General features: G+C 68.3%; 15 protein-coding genes. 8 read left to right on the top strand and 7 right to left on the bottom strand.

Features of this window, described 5'->3' with window-relative positions:
- Positions 1-574: 574 nt before the first annotated feature.
- On the bottom strand, positions 575-952 hold the full coding sequence (locus AC2A1N_RS00795) for a DUF4124 domain-containing protein (RefSeq protein ID WP_242893132.1): 378 nt from the start codon (positions 950-952) through the stop codon (positions 575-577).
- Between the two features lie 80 nt (positions 953-1,032).
- On the opposite strand from AC2A1N_RS00795, the gene pssA reads away from it, so the two are divergent.
- From pssA to rimI, 3 genes are read left to right on the top strand one after another with little or no spacing between them, the layout of a single operon-like run.
- Entirely contained in the window at positions 1,033-1,809 is a 777-nt protein-coding gene (gene pssA, locus AC2A1N_RS00790) for a CDP-diacylglycerol--serine O-phosphatidyltransferase (protein ID WP_061480606.1), read from the top strand.
- The gene (locus tag AC2A1N_RS00785; RefSeq protein WP_242893128.1) at positions 1,806-2,309 is read left to right on the top strand and encodes a hypothetical protein; all 504 of its coding nucleotides are present in this window, start codon (positions 1,806-1,808) and stop codon (positions 2,307-2,309) included. Before pssA ends, AC2A1N_RS00785 begins: the two co-directional genes overlap by 4 nt.
- Positions 2,306-2,803, top strand: coding sequence for a ribosomal protein S18-alanine N-acetyltransferase (gene rimI, locus AC2A1N_RS00780; RefSeq protein WP_111200806.1), 498 nt, complete (start codon positions 2,306-2,308; stop codon positions 2,801-2,803). The genes AC2A1N_RS00785 and rimI overlap by 4 nt, the downstream gene beginning before the upstream one ends.
- Before the next feature lie 45 nt (positions 2,804-2,848).
- Here rimI and AC2A1N_RS00775 read toward each other — a convergent pair whose 3' ends face one another.
- The 4 genes from AC2A1N_RS00775 to AC2A1N_RS00760 form a co-directional block, all read right to left on the bottom strand.
- Complete coding sequence (locus AC2A1N_RS00775) at positions 2,849-3,670, bottom strand: EamA family transporter (RefSeq protein ID WP_134709453.1); 822 nt, start codon at positions 3,668-3,670, stop codon at positions 2,849-2,851.
- Positions 3,671-3,803: 133 nt separating this feature from the next.
- A complete protein-coding gene (locus AC2A1N_RS00770; protein WP_242893124.1) occupies positions 3,804-6,632 on the bottom strand; it encodes a valine--tRNA ligase in 2,829 nt (942 codons plus the stop codon).
- 72 nt (positions 6,633-6,704) lie between these two features.
- Complete coding sequence (locus AC2A1N_RS00765; RefSeq protein WP_005415211.1) at positions 6,705-7,130, bottom strand: DNA polymerase III subunit chi; 426 nt, start codon at positions 7,128-7,130, stop codon at positions 6,705-6,707.
- Positions 7,131-7,212: 82 nt separating this feature from the next.
- The gene (locus AC2A1N_RS00760; protein ID WP_154350212.1) at positions 7,213-8,691 is read right to left on the bottom strand and encodes a leucyl aminopeptidase; all 1,479 of its coding nucleotides are present in this window, start codon (positions 8,689-8,691) and stop codon (positions 7,213-7,215) included.
- A gap of 104 nt (positions 8,692-8,795) precedes the next feature.
- On the opposite strand from AC2A1N_RS00760, the gene lptF reads away from it, so the two are divergent.
- Together lptF and lptG are read left to right on the top strand one after the other, a co-directional pair.
- The gene (lptF, locus tag AC2A1N_RS00755; RefSeq protein WP_061480611.1) at positions 8,796-9,878 is read left to right on the top strand and encodes an LPS export ABC transporter permease LptF; all 1,083 of its coding nucleotides are present in this window, start codon (positions 8,796-8,798) and stop codon (positions 9,876-9,878) included.
- Positions 9,875-10,981, top strand: coding sequence for an LPS export ABC transporter permease LptG (gene lptG, locus AC2A1N_RS00750; protein WP_049414332.1), 1,107 nt, complete (start codon positions 9,875-9,877; stop codon positions 10,979-10,981). Before lptF ends, lptG begins: the two co-directional genes overlap by 4 nt.
- A gap of 90 nt (positions 10,982-11,071) precedes the next feature.
- Here the strand turns inward: lptG and AC2A1N_RS00745 are convergent, their stop codons facing one another.
- The gene (locus AC2A1N_RS00745; RefSeq protein ID WP_242893116.1) at positions 11,072-11,563 is read right to left on the bottom strand and encodes an RDD family protein; all 492 of its coding nucleotides are present in this window, start codon (positions 11,561-11,563) and stop codon (positions 11,072-11,074) included.
- 56 nt (positions 11,564-11,619) lie between these two features.
- Between AC2A1N_RS00745 and xerD the strand changes: the two genes are divergently transcribed.
- Both xerD and AC2A1N_RS00735 read left to right on the top strand, forming a co-directional pair.
- On the top strand, positions 11,620-12,597 hold the full coding sequence (gene xerD / locus AC2A1N_RS00740) for a site-specific tyrosine recombinase XerD (protein WP_242893113.1): 978 nt from the start codon (positions 11,620-11,622) through the stop codon (positions 12,595-12,597).
- Between the two features lie 100 nt (positions 12,598-12,697).
- Positions 12,698-13,483 carry a thioredoxin fold domain-containing protein gene (locus AC2A1N_RS00735; RefSeq protein ID WP_154350214.1) on the top strand — a complete coding sequence of 262 codons (786 nt, stop codon included), beginning with the start codon at positions 12,698-12,700 and terminating at the stop codon, positions 13,481-13,483.
- Between the two features lie 121 nt (positions 13,484-13,604).
- Here the strand turns inward: AC2A1N_RS00735 and AC2A1N_RS00730 are convergent, their stop codons facing one another.
- Positions 13,605-15,704: a glycosyl hydrolase family 18 protein gene (locus AC2A1N_RS00730; protein ID WP_242891102.1), complete on the bottom strand. Its 2,100-nt coding sequence runs from the start codon at positions 15,702-15,704 to the stop codon at positions 13,605-13,607.
- Between the two features lie 903 nt (positions 15,705-16,607).
- On the opposite strand from AC2A1N_RS00730, the gene purL reads away from it, so the two are divergent.
- A complete protein-coding gene (gene purL / locus AC2A1N_RS00725; RefSeq protein WP_242891100.1) occupies positions 16,608-20,492 on the top strand; it encodes a phosphoribosylformylglycinamidine synthase in 3,885 nt (1,294 codons plus the stop codon).
- Positions 20,493-20,738 lie beyond the last annotated feature (246 nt).

Here is a 20,738-nt window from a genome sequence, read left to right as displayed (position 1 = left end):
ACGGCAGAGACGTCTATTCTGCCAGCCCGGCCGGGGGGAGGGGTATCGGCAGGGCTGCGCCCTGCACCCGCCGTAGTGCCGGCCGCTGGCCGGCAACCTCAGAAGCAACAGCCGAAGCAACAGCGGGTTTCCCGTGGGATGGCGGGGTGGGTCCGGTTGCGGGGGACGCCGTGAATCCGTCCATGGATGCTCGGTCGCGCCATCCATGGCGCTCACGCCCCCGCAACCGGACCCGCCCCGCCTTCGACAGTTTCCTGCGAGCTGTCGGAATGGCTCCTGGGATCAGATCCGTTTTCCGCAGGAAAACGGATCTGACCCCGGATTCAATTCGAGATCCGACAGATTTCATCCACGCATGGCGTGGATCTACCACCGTCACCAGGAACCTGTCGGGGGTGGGGCGGTGTCGGATTGCGGGGTGTCAGCCGCATGGATGCGGCTGCCAAGCCTACATGGACGTACCTGCGGCGTCCCCGCAATCCGACACCGCCCCGCCATTCCACGGAATGCCCGCTTTTGACGTTGCCGTTGCTTGCAGCCTCTGCAGGTGCAGGGCGCAGCCCTGCCGATACCCTTAAGCGGCCGGTGGGCAGTACGCCTTGATGGCGGCCTCCGCCAATCCCCTCTGCGCGATGTGCTGCTCCGGGGTCAACGGGGTATCGGCCTTGCCATCACCATCGGTGTCCTGCATCACCTGGCCACCGCCGTCCAGCAGGGCCAGGTTGGCCCGGGCCGTGCTGCACTGCTCGGGAACCGGCGCGGCCGGGGTCTCGGTGCTGGCCGCGGCCTGCGGGGTGCGGGCCTGCTCGCGGGTCTCGTACTTCTTGCCCGCCGGTGGGGTCTCCGAGTACTGCGTCACGCCATGGGCGTCCTTCCATTTGTACACGGGACCGGCCACGGCGTTGGCACTGGCCAACAGTAGCAGGCATCCAAGGCAGGACAGGGCACGCATGGCAAACTCCACGGAATGGGCGTAGAACGCCGATTGCAGCATTGGCGCCGAGCACTGGCAAGTCGATTAAACTGGATTCCATGGACCCGATCACACCGCCGCCGCGCTCGCGCACGATTTACCTGTTGCCCAACCTGTTCACCACCGCCGGCCTGTTCTCCGGTTTCTACGCGATCATCGCCGCGGCCAACGGGGATTTCGTCAACGCCAGCATCGCCGTGTTCGTGGCGGCGGTGATGGATGGCCTGGACGGGCGCGTGGCGCGCCTGACCGGTACCAGCAGCGAATTCGGCGTGCAGTACGACTCGCTGGCCGACCTGGTCAGCTTCGGTATGGCCCCGGCGCTGGTGATGTACCACTGGTCGCTGTCGTGGCTGAAGTTCGACGATCCGCTGCTCGGCCGCGTCGGCTGGGCCGTTGCCTTTCTGTATGCGGCCTGCGCGGCGCTGCGCCTGGCCCGCTTCAACACGCAGGTGGCGGTGGTCGACAAGCGCTGGTTCGTCGGCCTGGCCAGCCCGGCCGCAGCGGGCCTGATGATGTCCTTCGTCTGGGCGTTTGCCGACGGCAACCTGGGCTGGGATGGCAACCAGCTGCGCTACGTGGCGCTGGCGGTGACGATCATCGCTGCGCTGCTGATGGTCAGCCGTATCCGTTTCTGGAGCTTCAAGGGCGGCGATGCCAAGGGCACCCGTTCGGATCGCGTGCCGTTCCTGGTGTTGGCACTGGTGCCGGTCGCCATTGCCATTGCGGTGATCGACCTGCCGCGCGTGCTGTTCGCGGTCGGCATCCTGTACGCCTTGTCCGGCCCGGTGATGTGGGCCGTGCAGCGCATGCGCAAGAAGCCCGAGGCCGCGTGAGCCAGGACCTGCCCGTGCTGTGGTCACCGGCCCAGCAGGCCTGGCTGCAGGCCATGGGCTATACCGTCTATCACGACGGCCAGCTGGCCGCCGAGCTGGATGCCGCATTGCAGTTGAGCGTGGCCGAAGCCGAAGCCAGCGTTGCCCCGCCGGAGCCGGTGCGGGCTGCTGTGCCGCCGCGCGACGCCCACGCCGCGCCCGCGACCGCAGTACGCGCGGAACGCCCGGCACCGCCGCGCCGCGAAACGCCGGTCAGTGCCCCGGATACCGTGCAGGCGGCGGAGCGCCCGCTGCCCAGCGGCAACACACGACAGCCGGTGGTACGCCTGCCCGATCGCCTGCAGATCGCGCTGCTGCGCGCCTCTGGCTGCAACCCGAACGACCCGGCGACGCAGATGCTGATGGACAGCTGGCCGCTGGACCAGCTGCGCCGCGACCCGGCCGCCAAGCGTGCGCTGTGGCCGCAGCTGCGTGCCCTGCGCAAGCGGGGCACGCCGTGAGCGCGGTAACCCGGCCCGGCCCGGTCAGCCTGCGTGCGCTGCGCGAGAGTGACCTCAATGCCGTGATGGCGATCGAGCTGCGGGGCTATCCTTTTCCCTGGACCCGCGGCATCTTCATCGACTGCCTGCGCGCCGGTTATCCCGGCCTGGCGATGGAGCGCGATGGCCTGCTGGTCGGCTATGGCGTGCTCAGCATCGCCGCGGATGAAGCGCACGTGCTCAACATCTGCATCGACCCGCTGGCACAGTCGCGCGGGCTGGGCCGCCAGCTGCTGCGCGCGCTGGTGCAACTGGCCGCCGACCGTGGTGCCCAGCGCGTCTTCCTGGAGGTGCGTCCGTCCAATACGCCGGCGCTGGCGCTGTATCACAGCGAAGGCTTCAACGAGATCGGCCGCCGCCCGCGCTACTACCCGGCCGCACAGGGCCGCGAGGACGCGGTGGTGATGGCGATCGAGCTGGTCGACGGCGACCTGCAGGTGATGCCGCCGCTGTGACGCAGACGGGTTGCCGGCCAGCGGCCGGCACTACCAACGCGCCCATCACGCCAGCCGCAACGCCAGCACGCCACCGACGATGAGCGACGCCGCCAGCCAGCGCGCGCGCGGAATCCGCTCGCGCAGCAGGAACACCGAGATCAGCAGCGCGAACAGGATCGAGGATTCGCGCAGCGCCGAAATCATTGCCACCGGCGCCTGGGTCATGGCCCACAATGCCATCGCATAGGAGGCGGTGGTGCCGACGCCACCGGCCAGTCCCAGCGGCCAATGCCGCCGGGCATAGTCCAGCACCGCGCCGCCGCGCGTGTACAACGCCCACAGCGGCAGCGGAATGCCCGACAGCAGGAACAACCACAACGTGTAGCTGAGCGCGCTGCCGGACTGGCGCGCACCCTGCGCATCGACCAGCGTGTAGGTGGCGATCATCGCTGCGGTCAGCAGCGGCAGGCGCAGTTGGCCGCCACGCGCACCCACTGCCATGCACAGGATGCCGGTGCTCACCAGTACCACGCCCAGCCACGCTGCAGCGGGCAATGGTTCACCGAGCAGGGTGCCCGCCAGTGCGACCAGGATCGGCGCGCTGCCACGCATCAGCGGGTAGGCCAGGCTCATGTCGACCTGCTGGTAACAGCGTGCGACCAGCCCGTAATAGGTCACCTGCAACAGCACCGATGCGCCCAGCCAGGGCCAGCTGTGCGCGGCGGGAAAAGGCAGGAAGGGCAGGGCGGCGGCCGACAGCAGCGCGGCGCTGCCGGTGACCAGCACGGTGCCGAGGAACTTGTCCGGCCCGCGCTTGACGATCGCATTCCAGCTGGCATGCAGTGCCGCAGCGGCGAGAACCAGCAGGAAGATCGAAAGAGGCATCCGGCGATGATGCCATGCGGGGGAAATGGAAACGCCGGGCATCGCCCGGCGTTTCCCATTCCGCTTGGGTGGGTGCCAACCTCTCCCGCCGTGGTAGGTGCCAACCTTGGTTGGCACGCACCAGAGCGCGGCGTTACAGCTTCGCGCGCTGTTCGCGCAGGCCGGCCAGCTGGGTGTTCCAGTCGGCCAGGCGCACGCGTTCCTGCTCGACCACGGCCGGCGGCACCTTGTCGGTGAACCTGGCCAGCTTGCTCTCGCTCTTTTCCTGCTCGCCTTCTACGCGCTTGATCTCCTTGTCCAGGCGCGCGCGCTCGGCATCGAGATCGACCAGGCCCTCCAGCGGCACCAGCAGCTTCAGCTCGCCCACAATCGCGGCGGCCGCCGGCGGTGCGCTTTCGCCTTCGGCCAGCCACTGGATGCTGTCCAGCTTCAGCAGGAACGACAGCGAAGCGCTGAAGCGTTCGATACGCACGCGGTCCTGTTCCAGGCCGGCCTGCAGGCGCAGCGGCACCAGCTTGGACGGCGCGACGTTCAGCTCACTGCGCACGCGGCGCACCGCGCTGATCACCGCCTTCAGCCATTCCACGTCGGCCTCGGCCTGGGCGAAATCGCCTTCGAACTCGGCGGCGGTCGGGTAGGGGCGCAGCGACAGCGTGGTTTCGGCCAGGCCCAGGCGCGGGGCCAGCTGCTGCCACAGCTGTTCGGTGATGAACGGCGTCAGCGGGTGCAGCAGGCGCAGCAGCGCTTCCAGCACGTACAGCAGGGTGTGGCGGGTGCTTTCGGCATCGGCGGCGTCGGCACCGTTCAGGGCCGGCTTGCTCAGCTCCAGGAACCAGTCGCAGAACGCGTTCCACGCAAACTCGTACAGGCACTGCGCCAGCAGGTCGAAGCGGTAGGCGGCGAAATGCCCCTGTGCCTCGGCGGTGGTGGCGGCCAGGCGGGCGAGGATCCAGCGCTCGGCATCGGTGCGCGGCTTGGGCGCGCCGGTGAACGCAGCGCCCTCGGTGTTCATCAGGGCGAAGCGGCTGGCGTTCCACAGCTTGTTGCAGAAGTTCTTGTAGCCCTCGGCGCGGTTCATGTCGAACTTGATGTCGCGGCCGTGGGTGGCCAGCGCGGCGATGGTGAAGCGCAGCGCATCGGCACCGTGGGCAGCAATGCCGTCCGGGAATTCCTTGCGGGTGGCCTTCTCGATCTTCTCCACCATCTTCGGCTGCATCAGGCCGCCGGTGCGCTTGGCGACCAGGTCGTCGATGGTGATGCCGTCGATGATGTCCAGCGGGTCGAGCACGTTGCCCTTGCTCTTGGACATCTTCTGGCCCTGGCCGTCGCGGATCAGGCCGGTGAAGTAGACATCCTTGAACGGGATCTTCCCGACCAGGTTGTCGGTGGCCATGATCATGCGGGCCACCCAGAAGAAGATGATGTCGAAGCCGGTGATCAGCACCGACGACGGCAGGTAGCGGTCGAAGCCACGCTCGGCCATGGCCTGCTCGTTCGGCCAGCCCAGGGTGGAGAACGGCCACAGCTGCGAGGAGAACCAGGTCTCCAGCACGTCGCTTTCCTGGTTCAGCACCACGTCGCTGCCCAGGTTGTGCTTGGCGCGAACTTCCGCTTCGCTGCGACCGACGTAGCAGTTGCCGGTGGCGGCATCGAACCACGCCGGGATGCGGTGGCCCCACCACAGCTGGCGGCTGATGCACCAGTCCTGGATGTTGTTCATCCAGTGGCGGTAGGTGTTGATCCAGTTCGGCGGCACGAAGGAAATGCTTCCGTCCTCGACCAGTTCCAGGCCACGCTTGGCCAGGTCGTCCATCTTCACGAACCACTGGTCGGTCAGGTACGGCTCGATCACCTGGCCGGTACGGTCGCCGCGCGGCACCTGCAGCTTGTGCGCCTTGGTTTCGACCAGGATGCCCAGGTCTTCCAGTTCGGCCAGCACGGCCTTGCGCGCCTCATAACGGTCCAGGCCCTGGAATCGCTCCGGAGCATTCTCGTTCAGCGCCGCCACCGGGGTGAACAGGTTGATCATCGGCAGGCTGTGGCGCACGCCCACTTCGTAGTCGTTGAAGTCGTGCGCCGGGGTGACCTTGACCACGCCGGTGCCGAACGCACGGTCCACGTAGTCGTCGGCGATCACCGGCACGCGGCGGCCGGTCAGCGGCAGCACCACGCTCTTGCCGATCAGGTGCGCGTAACGCTCGTCTTCCGGGTGCACCATCACCGCGGTATCGCCCAGCAGCGTTTCCGGGCGGGTGGTGGCGACGACCAGGTAGTCGCGGGTTTCGCGCAGGGTTTCCACGCCGTCGGCATCGCGCTCGACGTGCTCGTAGCTCAGGCCTTCGTCCAGCGTGTAGGCGATCGACCACAGGAAGCCGTCTTCCTCGGCGCTCTCCACTTCCAGGTCGGAAATGGCGGTCTTCAGCACCGGGTCCCAGTTCACCAGGCGCTGGCCGCGGTAGATCAGGCCCTGCTCGTACCAGCGCACGAAGGCTTCATTGACCGCCGCCGACGGCTGCGGGTCCATGGTGAAGGTGCTGCGCGACCAGTCGGCGGAGGTGCCAAGGCGACGCATCTGGCGTTCGATGGTGTCGCCGGACTGCTGCTTCCACTCCCAGACCTTGCCGATGAAGCCCTCGCGGCCCAGCGAATCGCGGGTCTCGCCCTTGCCTTCCAGCGCCAGGTTGCGGCTGACCACCATTTCGGTGGCGATGCCGGCGTGGTCGGTACCGACCTGCCACAGCGTGTCGTAGCCGCGCATGCGGTGGTAGCGCACCAGCGCGTCCATCAGGGTCTGCTGGAAGGCGTGGCCCATGTGCAGGGTGCCGGTCACGTTCGGCGGCGGCAGCAGGATGGTGTACGGCTCGCCCGTGCCGGACGGCTTGAAGTGGCCGGCCTTCTCCCAGGCCTCGTAGAGGTCGGTCTCGAAGGACGTCGGGTCGTAGCTGGAGGCGAGTTGGGTCATGCGGGGGAACCAGGAGGTAATCGTTGAAGGATCAGGGCGCGGCGGCGGCCCATCAAGGGGGCCGGGGCGCGGTCACATGTCATGCTTGTTCAGGTCGTAACCGGCGGCCTTGTACTGGCGCCAGCGCTCGCGCAGCGGTTCGCGCGCTTCCGGATCGGCCGGCACCACTTCCAGCACGCGCTCGCACTGGCCCAGCCAGGGCTCGTCGCGCAGGTTGATCACCAGCGGACGCGCTGGTGCCTCGGTGCCGGGTACCGCGATCAGTACCAGGGCCTCTTCCTCGTCCATGTCTTCGCCGGCGATCTGGTGCGGGATGTAGGCGTCGTTGTCGAATGCCCACAACAGCTCGTCCAGCTCCTCGGCCTGGGCCTGGTCACGGGCCAGCACCAGGGTGAACAACCCGGCGTCGTTGGCCTTGCGCGCCAGCTCACAGACCAGGCGCAGCGGCTCGGTCAGGAAGCGGGGCTTGGCGATCAGGTAGAAGTCGGCGCGGGGCATGGCAGGGTCCGGGTCAGGCAGGGGCCCGGCAGTGCCGGGCGAGGCCCCGGCCGGCGTCTGCCGGCCAGGGTCGGGTACGGCATCAGGCGCGGGCGGCCTGGTCCAGCAGCCACTGGCTCAGCAGGCCGACCGGGCGGCCGGTGGCCATGCCACGCTTGCCTTCATCGCTGGCCACGCCGGCGATGTCCAGGTGGGCCCAGCGCTGGCCTTCGGTAAAGCGCGACAGGAAGCAGCCGGCGGTGATCGCACCGGCCCAGCGGCCACCGATGTTGTAGACGTCGGCGAAGGTCGAATCCAGCATCGGCTGGTACTCGTCCCACAGCGGCAGGCGCCAGGCGCGGTCGAACACGTGCTCGCCGGCGGCCAGCAGCTCGTTGGCCAGGTCATCGTGCTTGCTCATCAGGCCGGCGGTCTGGTGGCCGAGGGCGACCATGCAGGCACCGGTCAGGGTGGCCACGTCGACCAGCGCGGCCGGCTCGAAGCGCTGTGCGTAGGTCAGCGCGTCGCACAGGATCAGGCGGCCTTCGGCGTCGGTGTTGCCGACTTCGATGGTCTTGCCCGACATCGAGGTGATCACGTCCGACGGACGATAGGCGTTGCCATCAATGGCGTTTTCCACCGCCGGCACCACCACCACCAGGTTCAGCGGCAGCTTGGCCTTGACCGCAGCGACGAAGGTGCCGATGACGTTGGCGCCACCGCACATGTCGTACTTCATTTCCTCGATGCCGCCCTGGGTCTTCAGGTTGACGCCACCGGTATCGAAGGTGATGCCCTTGCCGACCAGCACGTACGGCTTGGCGTCACCGCCATTGTTCCACTTCAGCACGACCAGGCGCGGGCGGTTGGCCGAGCCACGGGCCACGGCCAGCAGCGAGCCCATGCCCAGCGCTTCCATCTGGTGCTCGTCGAGGATCTCGGCTTCGGCACCCTCGTGCTCGCCGGCGAACTTCACGCCCACGTCGGCCAGATAGGCCGGGGTGCAGTAGTTGGGCGGCAGGTTGCCCAGCTCGCGGGCGAACTCGACACCGGCGGCGATGGCCTGGCCCTGAGCCAGCGCCTGCGCGTCGTCACCGGCGATGGCCAGCTGGGTCAGACCGGCGTCGTCGGCCTTCTTCTTGCCCAGGGTGGCGGTGTAGCGGTAGGCGGCGTGATCGGCGGCGATCACCGCCTGACGGATCGCCCAGGCCGCGTCGCGGTCCTTCACCGCCACTTCGGACAGGGTGAACAGTGCGCTGCGGGCAGCACCGGCCTTCAGCGCGCGCACGGCGTCGCCCACGGCCTTCAGGTACTGCGGCACGCCGAAACGGGCGGCTTCACCGAGGCCGACCACCAGCACGCGCGGGGCGGTCACGCCCGGCAGGTCGTGCAGCAGGGTGGTTGCGCCGGTCTTGCCGGACAGGTCGCCACGCTCGGCCAGGGCCGCCAGGCGGCCACCGCTTGCGGCATCCAGGGCCTGCGCGGCCGGGGTCAGGGTATGGTCGGCATACGCGCCGACCACCAGGCAATCAACGGTGGCGGCGGCCGGAGCAACGTGGTTCAGGGTGAATTCGAGGGCCATTGAGCAGATTCCATTGGCGAGTCCGTACAATCGCAGGCCGTTTACGCCCAGACAGTAGACTGGGCGGCACCGCGAACGAACCCCAGAGTTTAAACCACCGCCCCATGCTGAAGCTCGACCGATACCTGCTGGGCGATTTCGTCCAGAGTTTCCTGGCTACCCTGATCGTCCTGCTGGTGGTCAGCGTGGGCGGCGTGCTGGTGGACATCCTCGGCAACATCGCCGACGGACGCCTGCCGGCCAAGCTGCTGTTCTCCCAGCTGGGCCTGCAGTTCATCGCCTACCTGCCGCTGATCCTGCCGCTGGCCCTGATGCTGGGCCTGCTGCTGGCCGTGGCGCGGCTGTACCGCGACTCGGAAATGGCGGTCATCACCGCCATTGGTGTTGGCCCCAAGCGACTGCTGCGACCGCTGCTGATGCTGGTAGTGCCGGTGGTGCTGCTGGTCGGCGCCTGCTCGCTGTGGCTGGGCCCGTGGGCCGGCCGGGTGGCCGAGCAGATGATCATCGAGGCCAACCGCAGCGTGCTGATGGCCGGCCTGGAGCCGGGCCGGTTCACGCCGCTGCCCAATGGCGGCGTGGTCTACCTGTCCTCGATCTCGCCTGACGGCACCGAGCTGGGCAAGGTGTTCCTGCAGCGGCAGAAGGACGATCGCCTGGAAGTGGTGTCGGCCAACAGTGGCCGCATGTACTTCGAGGGCACCCGCCAGCGTTTCCTGGAGCTGGATGATGGCCACCAGGTGGAAGGCCCGGTGGCCGCTGGGCTGGATTACCGGCTGGCGACCTTCGCCCGCAACGACGTGGCCCTGCCCGATGGCGCACAGACCCGCACCGAGGACGACCCGGAACTGATGCCGACCCTGCAGCTGATCGGTGATGCACGGCCGCAGGCGCAGGCGCAGCTGCATCGCCGGCTGGCACCGCCGCTGATCGCGCTGGCGTTCGCCCTGCTGACCGTGCCGTTGGGCCGCAGCTCGCCGCGCCAGCAGCGCTACGGCCGCATGATGCTGGCCCTGCTGGCCTACATGGTGGGCACCAACCTGATGTTCATCGGCAGCGGCTGGATTGCCAACGGCAAGATTCCGCCCGCGCTCGGCCTGTGGTGGTTGACCCTGCCGCTGCTGGCGCTGTCGATCTGGATGTATGTACGTGATGGCCGCCTGGGCCGTCCGAAGGGAGCCCGCGCATGAGGCTGCGCCCGATGCGTTTCGACCTGTACCTGGGCCGGTCGGTGTTCACCACCGTGCTGCTGACCTGGGCGGTGCTGGTGGGCCTGGACGTGGTGATGGCCTTCTCCGGCGAGTTCAAGGACATCGGCAAGAACGGCTACACCCTGGGGCATGCCGCCGCGTGGGTGCTGTACACGGTGCCGCGCCGCGCCTACACCATGTTCCCGACGGCCGCAGTGATCGGCGCACTGATGGGCCTGGGCCAGCTGGCCGCGACCTCGGAGCTGACCGCGCTGCGTGCACTGGGCCTGTCGCGCAAGCGCCTGAGCGTGTCGGTGGCGATTGCGCTGTCGCTGCTGACCGCGGTGATGGTGCTCAGCGCCGAGACGCTGGGCCCGTGGGGCCAGGACCGTGCCGATGCGCTGAAATCCAGCGCCAAATGGGGGCGGGATATTGCCACTACCCGTTACTCGGGGCTGTGGGCGCGCGAAGGCGACACCTTCCTCAATGCGCAGAGCGGCGAGGAGCAGCTGGTGGGCGACAAGGGCACGCGGCTGATCCTGCGTGATGTGCGCCTGTACCGGGTCGCCGAAGATGGCAAGATCGCCTCGTTGACCCACGCCGCCACCGCCGAGCACGACAAGGACGGCTGGGTGTTGACCGGCGTGCGCCGCGACACCTTTGGCGAGCGCTCGGCAACCCGTCAGGAAGTGGCACGTGAGCCCTGGAACTCGAAGTTGGACCCGGCCGCGCTGGCCACCGGCATCGCCAAGCCGCGCAACCTCAGCGTGTCCGAGCTCAGCACCAGCATTGCCTACCGCGAACGCAACGGGCTGGACGCGCGCGATTTCGAGGATGTGTACTGGAGCCGCTGGTTCTATCCGGTGAACGTGCTGGCCCTGTGCCTGGCGGCGGTGCCGTTCGCGTTCGGATCGCTGCGCAGCGGCGGCATGGGCAAGCGCCTGTTCCTGGGCATCCTGTTCGCATTGGGCTTCTGGCTGCTGCAGCTGTTCTTCGGCCGCATGGCCGGCGCGCTGAAGTTCGACTACCGCATTGCCTACGCGTTGCCGCCGATCGTGATGCTGGCGGTGTCCGGACTGCTGTTCCGGCGCAAGTCGGGCTGATTCTGATTGTTGTAGAGCCGAGCCTGTGCTCGGCTGTCACGTACAGTGCGGAAAGCAGCCGAGCACGGGCTCGGCTCTACAGACAGCGCCTTACCGTTTCGGCATCCGCACCATGCAGGTGGCGCTGGCGCGGTCGTGCCAGGTCAGGCGTTGGCGGTCGACCCACGCCCACCAGAATCCCAGTCCGCCCAGCAGCAGGGACAGCGTGCCTACCGCAAAGCGCAGCCACAACTGCCCGCGCCGCAACGGCGTGCCATCGATTGATTGCACTTTCAGCCGCCACGGGCGCATGCCCAGGGTCTGTCCGCCGCGGCGCCAGCTGGCCGTGGCATACCACCCCGTGACCGCCCAGCACACCGCCCACAGCAGCCACTGCCAGGCACTGAACGGCGCGATGTTCTCGCGCTGTGCGTGGCCACTGAAGGTGTAGGCGAGGGTGAACAGCGTGCCGGCCAGCATCCAGAGCGCCAGCACCGGCAGTGCGTCGTAGACCATCGCCAGCACGCGCCACAGCAGCAATGCGCGCGGATGGAGCATTTCGGTAGCGGCCGCAGGGGCCGTGTCGGTGGCAGGGCGGGACATGCGCCGAGCATACGCAAAGCTGGCCGTGCCCGCAGTGGCCCTCGTATCCTGCACGCATGGCCCTTGTCTCCACCCCCGCCGAACGCCGCCAGCTGGTCCAGCAACTGCCCGAGCTTCGCGCCGACGACAGCGTGCGCATCCAGCGCTTCCTCGATGCGATCTGGGCCGAGAACGGCCTGGCCCGCGCCACCCTCGACAGCTACCGGCGTGACCTGGAAGGGCTGGCGCGCTGGATGGATGGGCGCGACGGTGGCCTGGCCGGCATCGAGCGTCCCGGATTGTTCGAGTATCTGGCCTGGCGCACCCGGCATGGCTGGTCGCCGCGCAGCAATGCGCGCCTGCTGTCGGCGTTGCGGGCGTTCTTCGCCGATGGCGTGCGCCGCGGCGAACGCAGCGAGGATCCCAGTGCGCTGCTGGACCCGCCGAAGTTGCCACGGCTGCTGCCCAAGGCGCTGGCCGAGAGCCAGATCGATGCGCTGCTGGCGGCCCCGGACATCGACAGCCCACTGGGCCTGCGCGATCGCGCCATGCTGGAACTGATGTATGCCGCCGGCCTGCGCGTGAGCGAGCTGGTGTTGCTGCCGGCCACGGCGGTCAACCTGCGCCAGGGCGTGCTGCGGGTCACCGGCAAGGGCAGCAAGGAACGGCTGGTGCCGCTGGGCGAGGAGTCCCAGCACTGGCTGGAGCGTTACCTGCAGCAGTCGCGCCCGCAGCTGGTCGGCAAGGGCAAGGTGCATGCCCTGGCGGATGGGCAGACCCCGTTGTTCATCGAACCGACGCTGCATGCGCTGACCCGGCAGGCGTTCTGGCATCTGGTCAAGCGCCACGCCCAGGTGGCCGGCATCGATCCGGCGCGGATCAGCCCGCATGGCCTGCGGCACAGCTTTGCCACGCATCTGCTCAACCGCGGTGCCGACCTGCGCGCGCTGCAGATGCTGCTCGGGCACAGTTCCTTGTCGACCACCCAGATCTACACCCTGGTCGCGCGCGAGCACCTGCAGAAGCTGCACGCCCGCCACCATCCGCGCGGCTGAGCGCCGGGCTGAATCGCTGCCCGGGGCGCCGCCGGGCGTCGCCGCCCGGTACCGGCGGCTGTGTCAGAATCCGGGGTCTTCTTCTGTCGCGGACCGCTCCATGCTCCGATTTGCCATCGCCGCCGTGTTCGGTGCGCTCAGCCTGACCGCCTGCGCCCAGCCGGCTCCACCGGCCGCCAAGGCACCCGCCGCCGCTGCGGCCAAGGCCAGCCCGGCTGCGAATGCGCCCGCCGACCAGGCGGTACGCGCCGCACTGACCGCGTTGAACCCCGGTTTCCAGGTGGACTACATTGGCGCCGCGCCGTTCCCCGGCTTCCGCGAGGTCGTCGTTTCAGGCCAGCTTCTGTATGTGTCCGATGACGGCCGCTATCTGTTCCAGTCTCAGCCCTACGACACCCGCGCCAAGGGCCCGGCCAACAGCGAAGGCCTGCTCGGCTATCGGCGCGGCCTGCTGGCCAAGGCCAACCACGGCGATCGCATCGTGTTCGCCGCGCCGAACGCCAAGTACACCATCAGCGTGTTCACCGACATCGAGTGTGGTTACTGCCGCAAGCTGCACCAGGACATCGCCGAGCTCAACCGCAACGGCATCACCGTCGAGTACCTGGCGTTCCCGCGCATGGGCCTGGGCAGCAAGGACTACACCGACATGATTTCGGTCTGGTGTGCAGCGGATCGTCGCCAGGCGCTGACCAACGCCAAGCGCGGCGGCAACGTTCCCGCCAGGAACTGCACCAATCCGGTGGCGATGCAGTACGCGCTGGGCCAGCAGCTGGGCGTGAACGGCACGCCGGCGATTTTCGCGCCGGACGGTACCCAGCTGGGCGGTTACCTGCCGCCGGCGCAGCTGCGCGCGGCGTTGGAAAAGCTGTCGGCCAAGCGCTGATCGCCGCCGACCTTTTCTGTAGCGCCGAGCCCATGCTCGGCTGCGCAACCATCAGCCGAGCATGGGCTCGGCGCTACAGATCAGAGGCCGGGGGCGCAAAAATGCGCCCCCGGCTTTTCCCTTATTTCAGGCCATCACTGACCGCCTTGGTCAGCGTGCCCTGCGCATCGTCACCGCTGAACTCCCAGACGAACGCGCCGCCCAGGCCCTGGGTCTTCACGTAACCCATCTTGCGGGTGATGTTGGCCGGGGTGTCGAAGCTCCACAGCGTGCTGCCGTTGTAGATCCAGGTGGCACCGGCGGTGTTGTCGGTGTAGCCCGGCCACGCCAGGTTCTTCAGCACCTTCCAGTCCTCGATGCCGGCTTCATACGTGCCCGGGGCGGCACCGGTGGCGGTCTGGTACAGGCCGTTGTTGGCGTTGGCCACACCGGTCCAGCCGCGCCCGTAGTAGCCGATGCCCAGGTTGAGCTTGGCGGCGGGCACGCCACGGCTGATGAAGGCCTCGATGGCGTCGTTGCTGTTGTACAGCTTCTGGTCGCCGGTGGACGGATCATTCGGCGAATCGAACAGTGCCGACTGGTGATTGGTCCTCGCATCCCACGCGCCGTGGAAGTCGTAGGTCATCACGTTGATGTAGTCCAGGTACGGGTGGTACGCCGCCGGATCGGTGACGCGGATCTTGTCGATGCCGGCGCCCACCGCCACCGTCAGCAACAGGCCCGGACGCACCGCATCGAGCTGGCGGCGGAACTCGGCCATCAGCGCGGTGAAGTTGGCGTTGTCTTCCGGCTTGCCGCATTCGATGCCGCAGGCCACCGGGTACTCCCAGTCGATGTCGATGCCGTCGAACACGCCCAGCGCCGCACCGGCGCCGCCGGCACCGTCGGTCACCGGCAGGTTGCCCTTGATGTAGGCGTCGATGCACGAGGCAACGAAGGCCTGGCGGTTTTCCGGGCGCGCCGCGCTGGAGAAGCCGCGCGACCAGGTCCAGCCACCCAGCGAGATCAGTACCTTCAGGTTCGGGTACTTGGCCTTGAGCTGCTTGAGCTGGTTCCAGTTGCCGCGCAGCGGCTGGTCCCAGGTATCGGCGCTGCCGCTGACACTCTCGGCGGCACTGAAGGCCTTGGTGTAGTCGGCGAAGGCATCGCCACCGGCACCGCTGTTCGGGTCCGACGGCTGGGTGATGCCGACTTCGCAGCGGTTGTTGCGCACGTTGCCGAACGCGTAGTTGATGTGGGTCAGGCGCGCGGCCGAGCCGCTGCTGTCGATGTTCTTGACCCGGTAGTTGCGGCCGTAGATGCCCCACTGGGTGAAGTAACCGATGACCCGCTTGCCGGTGGTGCCGCCGTCACCGGCCAGCGTGGTGGCGCTGATCTCGGTGCCCTGCGCCGACGCGTTGCCGGCATTGTCGCGCGCCCGCACGCGGTAACGGTAGGTGGTCGATGCGGTCAGCCCGCCATCGATGTAGTTGGCACTGGACGGCGAACCGACCAGGCTGCCGTTGCGGTACACGTCGTAGCCGGCCATGCCGCTGCCGCCGGTGTTGTCGGTGGAAGGGCTCCAGCTGAGCGCGATGCTGTTGGCGGTGCGCGTACCGGCCGCCAACCCGCCGGGTACGCTCGGTGCGGTGGTGTCGCCGCTGGCGGCGTTGACGGTGATGGTGATCGTCGCCGTGCTGGCGGTGGCATTGTTGTTGTCAGTGGCCACCGCGCGCAGGGTATGGCTGCCGGCGCTGGCGTTGGTCCAGCTGGCTGCATACGGCGCACTGGTGGCCACGCCGAGCGTGCTGCCGTCGCGGAAGAATTCGACCTTGGCGACACTGCCGTCCGGATCGCTGGCGGTGGCGGTCACGTTGACCGTGCTGCCGGCGCTGAAGGTGGCGCCGTTGGCCGGCGAGGTCAGGCTGACCACCGGCGGCTGGTTGGTGCCGCTGCCATCGCAGGCACCGAGGTTGGTGTAGTAGGGCGCACCGGCCGGATGGTCCGGCGGCGCGTTCCAGATGTCCTGGTTCGCCCGATAGAGGACGCCTCCTTTCTGCAGGGTATCGCCGGCCCGGTAGATCTTGGCCTGGTCCCACTGGGCCACGCCGGCACAGCTGGCAGCCTGGGCCAGGCCGGGCAGGGCGGCGCTGCCGGCGGCCAGGGCAAGCAGCCAGGCCAGGTGGCGGGGACGACAGCTTCGGGTCGAACGTTCGGCACTGCGCACAATCGGGTCGTACATGGGTGAGTCTCCGATCAAAGGGCGCGCGGGCCCCGATGGCGCCGCGCGTGACGCAGGTCCGGGCATCGCCCGGGAAGGCGACGGAGGGGCCGGACGGAGGCACCTGGGAGGCCGGGGAGAGAGTCCGGCACCAGGTGGGGACAACGTTGTCATCAATTGCGTGGTCAATCCGTGAGCAAGCGCATGGTTCGAGGATTTGGGCGGAAAGCGGCGCTGGCGCGCGGTCGGCGGCCAGCGGCGGGGCCCCTCGTGGCTGGGGCTTGCTGCGAACAGCGGATTTCCGGGGATTGGCCGGGCGGGTGGGCTGCGCAGGGGACGCCGTGAATACGTCCCTGTAGGCTCGGGCGCGCCATCCATGGCGCTTACGCCCCTGCGCAGCCCACCCGCCCGGCCACGGACAGATTCCTGCGCGGCCAGCCACGGAAGACAGAACAAGAAATCAAAGGCAGAAGCCGGTCGCTTCGCTCTCCAATACCTGACTTCTGAGATTTTCCTGGTTGTCGGCCAGCGGCCGGCACTACCGGGGAGCATCCACGCATGGCGTGGATCTACCGCAGATCGCGGAAATCTGTCGGGGGCGGGGTGGTGGGGGCCAGCAGGACCGTTGGCGCCATGGATGGCGCCATCGAGCCCCATGGGTGAGGGCGCTTTGTTTGCGAAGCACTGCTTCGCAAGCGCCCGAACGCCCAGCCGCCAGCGGCTGGGCCGGACCGCGGAGCGGGGTTTACGGCGTGTCCTGCTGGCCCCCACCCCCCCGCCATCCCACGGGAACCCCGCTTTTGCTTGGGCCGTTGCCGTTGCTTCGGCCCTGGCCTCGGCGGGTGCCGGGCGCCGCCCGGCCAAAGCCATCCCCCTGCTTCCGGTACAATGTCGGGCCCGTTTCCCAACTACGGTTCCCCGGACATGATGGTCCTCGAGGGCGCGCCCGCCCTGTCGCCGTTCCGCCGCGAACGTCTTGAATCCCGCCTGCAGTCCATCGCTCCCTCCCTGCGCATCAGCGGTGCCTGGCACGTCTACTTCGTGCAGCCCGAAGGCAGCGCCGCCCCCGACCTGACCACGCTGTGCCGCATCCTCGAAGCGGCGCCGCAGGCCGAAGCCGTGGCCGACGGCGCGGTCAGCCGCATCGTGGTGCCGCGCCTGGGCACGCTGTCGCCCTGGTCGAGCAAGGCCACCGAACTGGTCCGCGGAGCCGGCCAGCCGGTCAGCCGGGTCGAGCGTGGCCTGCGTATCGATGTGCAGGGCTGGCCGGCTGATGCCGCCGTGCAGCAGGCGCTGGTCAAGGCGCTGCACGACCCGATGACGCAGTCGGTGCTGGAGACCGTGGAGCAGGGCCAGGCGCTGTTCTCGGCGCCGGCCCGTGGCGAGCTGGAACGCGTGCCGGTGGACCAGCTGGAGGCCGCCAACCAGCGCCTCGGCCTGGCCATGGCCCAGGACGAGATCGACTACCTGCGTGAACGCTTCACCGCGCTGGGCCGCTCGCCGTCGGACGTGGAACTGATGATGTTCGCGCAGGCCAATTCCGAGCACTGCCGCCACAAGATCTTCAACGCCAGCTGGACCATCGATGGCCAGGAACAGGACCGCTCGCTGTTCCGGATGATCAAGAACACCCACCAGCAGACCCCGCAGCACACGCTCAGCGCGTACAGCGACAACGCTGCAGTGATCGAAGGCCATCCGGCGTCGCGCTACCGTCCCGATCCGGCCAGTGGCGAATACCGCCGCGAAGCGCAGGTGCCCAGTGCCTTCCAGATCAAGGTGGAAACCCACAACCACCCGACCGCGATCGCACCGTTCCCGGGCGCTTCGACCGGCGCGGGTGGCGAGATCCGCGACGAAGGCGCGACCGGCCGTGGCGGCAAGCCGAAGGCGGGCCTGACCGGCTTCTCGGTCTCGCACCTGCGCATTCCGGAATTGCCGCAGCCGTGGGAGGCGCCGCGCGCGCTGAACCCGCGCATGGCACCGGCGCTGGAAATCATGACCGACGGCCCGCTCGGCGGCGCCGCGTTCAACAACGAGTTCGGCCGCCCGAACCTGCTCGGCTACTTCCGCAGCTTCGAGCTGCCGGAAGGCGCCGACCTGGTGCGCGCCTACGACAAGCCGATCATGCTGGCTGGTGGCCTCGGTGCAATCGATCGCGTGCAGGTCGACAAGATCCCGCTGCAGGCCGGTGATGCGGTGATCGTGCTGGGTGGCCCGGCGATGCTGATCGGCCTGGGCGGCGGTGCGGCCAGTTCGGTGGCCTCCGGTGAAAGCGCCGAGGACCTGGACTTCGCCAGCGTGCAGCGCGACAACCCGGAAATGGAGCGCCGCTGCCAGGAGGTCATCGACCGCTGCGTGGCGATGGGCGCCAACAACCCGATCAAGTTCTTCCACGACGTCGGCGCCGGTGGCCTGTCCAACGCCATCCCCGAACTGCTGCACGACTCGAACGTCGGTGGTGTCATCGACCTGGGCAAGGTGCCCACCGATGATCCGTCGCTGTCACCGATGCAGCTGTGGTGCAACGAGTCGCAGGAACGCTACGTGCTGGGCGTGGCCCAGGAGCGCCTGGCCGAGTTCGCCGCGCTGTGCGCCCGCGAACGCTGCCCCTTCGCGGCCGTCGGCGTGGCCACCGCTGAAGAGCATCTGGTGGTGGCTTACGGCGCCGTGCCGGGCCACACCCCGGCCGATGCACCGATCGACCTGCCGATGGACGTGCTGTTCGGCAAGCCGCCGAAGATGCATCGCGACACCGCGCATCCGCCGGCACCGCGCTGGCCGGCGCTGAAGACCGGTGGCCTGGACCTGCAGGAAGCCGGCCTGCGCGTGCTCGCGCACCCGACGGTCGCTTCGAAGAACTTCCTGGTCACCATTGGTGACCGCAGCGTCGGCGGCCTGACCGCGCGCGAACAGATGGTCGGCCCGTGGCAGCTGCCGGTGGCCGACGTGGCCATAACCCTGGCCGACTTCGACGGCGTGGCCGGCGAGGCGATGTCGATCGGCGAGCGCACCCCGCTGGCCCTGCTCGATGCCGCTGCTTCGGCACGCATGGCGGTGGGCGAAGCGCTGACCAACCTGTGCGCGGCCCCGGTCGATGCGCTGGATGAGATCAAGCTGTCGGCGAACTGGATGGCCGCGGCCGGTCACCCGGGCGAAGACGCGCTGCTGTACGACGCGGTGAAGGCGGTGGGCATGGAACTCTGCCCGCAGCTGGACATCAGCATCCCGGTGGGCAAGGACTCGCTGTCGATGCAGGCGCAGTGGCACGACCAGGGCGAAGCGCACAAGAGCGTGTCGCCGGTGTCGCTGGTGATCTCGGCGTTCGCGCCGGTCGCCGACGTACGCCAGCAGTTGACCCCGCTGCTCGACCGGGAGGTGGACAGCGAGCTGTGGCTGATCGGCCTCGGCGCCGGCAAGCAGCGCCTGGGGGGTTCGATCCTGGCCCAGGTGCATGCCGACCACGGCGACCTGCCGGCCTTCGCCGGCGCCGCCCCGGACCTGGATGATCCGCAGCGCCTGCGAGGTTTCTTCGAACTGATCCGCGATGCACGCCAGTCCGGCCTGCTGCTGGCCTACCACGACCGCAGCGACGGTGGTGCCTTCGCCGCGCTGTGCGAAATGGCGTTTACCTCGCGCCTGGGCCTGGACATCACCCTCGATGCCTGGGGCGATGATCCGTTCCGCAGCCTGTTCAACGAAGAACTGGGTGCGGTGGTTCAGATCGCACGCGAAGACCGCGCCGCGTTTGCCGACCTGGTCGAACGCCATGCACTGACCGAATGCGCGCAGCGCATCGCCAAGCCGACCACCGCACCGGTGGTGCGCGTGTCGCTGGGCGGCGAGAACCTGGCCGAGTGGCGCTGGGAGGCCTTGTTCGACGCCTGGTGGTCGGTCACCCACGCGATGCAGAAGCGCCGCGACAACCCGGTCAACGCCGATGCCGAGCGCGAGGTCGCGCGTGCCTTCAACGCACCGGGCCTGAAGCCGAAGCTCAGCTTCGACCTCAACGAAGACGTGGCCGCACCGTTCATCAGCACCGGAGCGCGTCCGCGCGTGGCGGTGCTGCGCGAGCAGGGCGTCAACGGCCAGATCGAAATGGCCAATGCCTTCGAACGCGCCGGCTTCCGCGCCTTCGACGTGCACATGAGCGACCTGATTGAAGGCCGCGTGGCCCTGCAGGATTTCACCGGCCTGGTGGCCTGTGGTGGCTTCAGCTATGGCGACGTGCTCGGTGCCGGCCGTGGCTGGGCCACCTCGATCCTGGAGCGCAGCGCACTGCGTGATGCCTTCGCCGCGTTCTTCGCGCGCGAAGACAGCTTCGCGCTGGGCGTATGCAACGGCTGCCAGATGATGAGCCAGCTGAAGAACATCATTCCGGGTGCCGAGCACTGGCCGCAGTTCCGCCGCAATGCCAGCGAGCAGTTCGAAGCCCGTACCGCGCTGCTGGAAGTGGTGGAATCGCCGTCGATCCTGCTGCGTGGCATGGCCGGCTCGCGCCTGCCGGTGGCGGTGGCGCATGGTGAGGGCCAGGCCGTGTTCGACAATGCCGTCGACCAGGCTGCTGCACGTGTCTCGCTGCGCTACATCGATGGCAATGGCAAGGTGGCCAGCCAGTACCCGCTGAACCCGAACGGTTCGCCGGACGGCATCACCGGCCTGACCAGCAGCGACGGCCGCGTCACCATCATGATGCCGCACCCGGAACGTACCCCGCGCGCGCTCAACCTGAGCTGGGCACCGGCGGAATGGCAGGGTGATTCGCCGTGGATGCGCATGTTCCGCAACGCGCGGGTGTGGTGCGGCTGATCGCATCGTTCCGCGCAGGCCGCAATGCCACCGCGTATGGAAAAACCCGCCGCTTCGTCGGCGGGTTTTTCTTTGCACGCGTGAAACCCTTGTCGCGCCCGCTAGTTACATCGGTTTTCATGCGCCAGCGGTCCGTCACGTGTACCTAACAAAATACTTTTATAAACACGCGAAATGGTGAACTGCTTCACGGCAATAGCATTTGTCGTGTCAAAGTCTTGACGATCTGCAAAGTTGCCGTTAACA

The sequence above is a fragment of the Stenotrophomonas maltophilia group sp. SKK55 genome (assembly GCF_057179845.1).
Note: the sequence above shows the minus strand (reverse complement) of the source record. Positions and strands in the feature narration are given on the sequence as shown.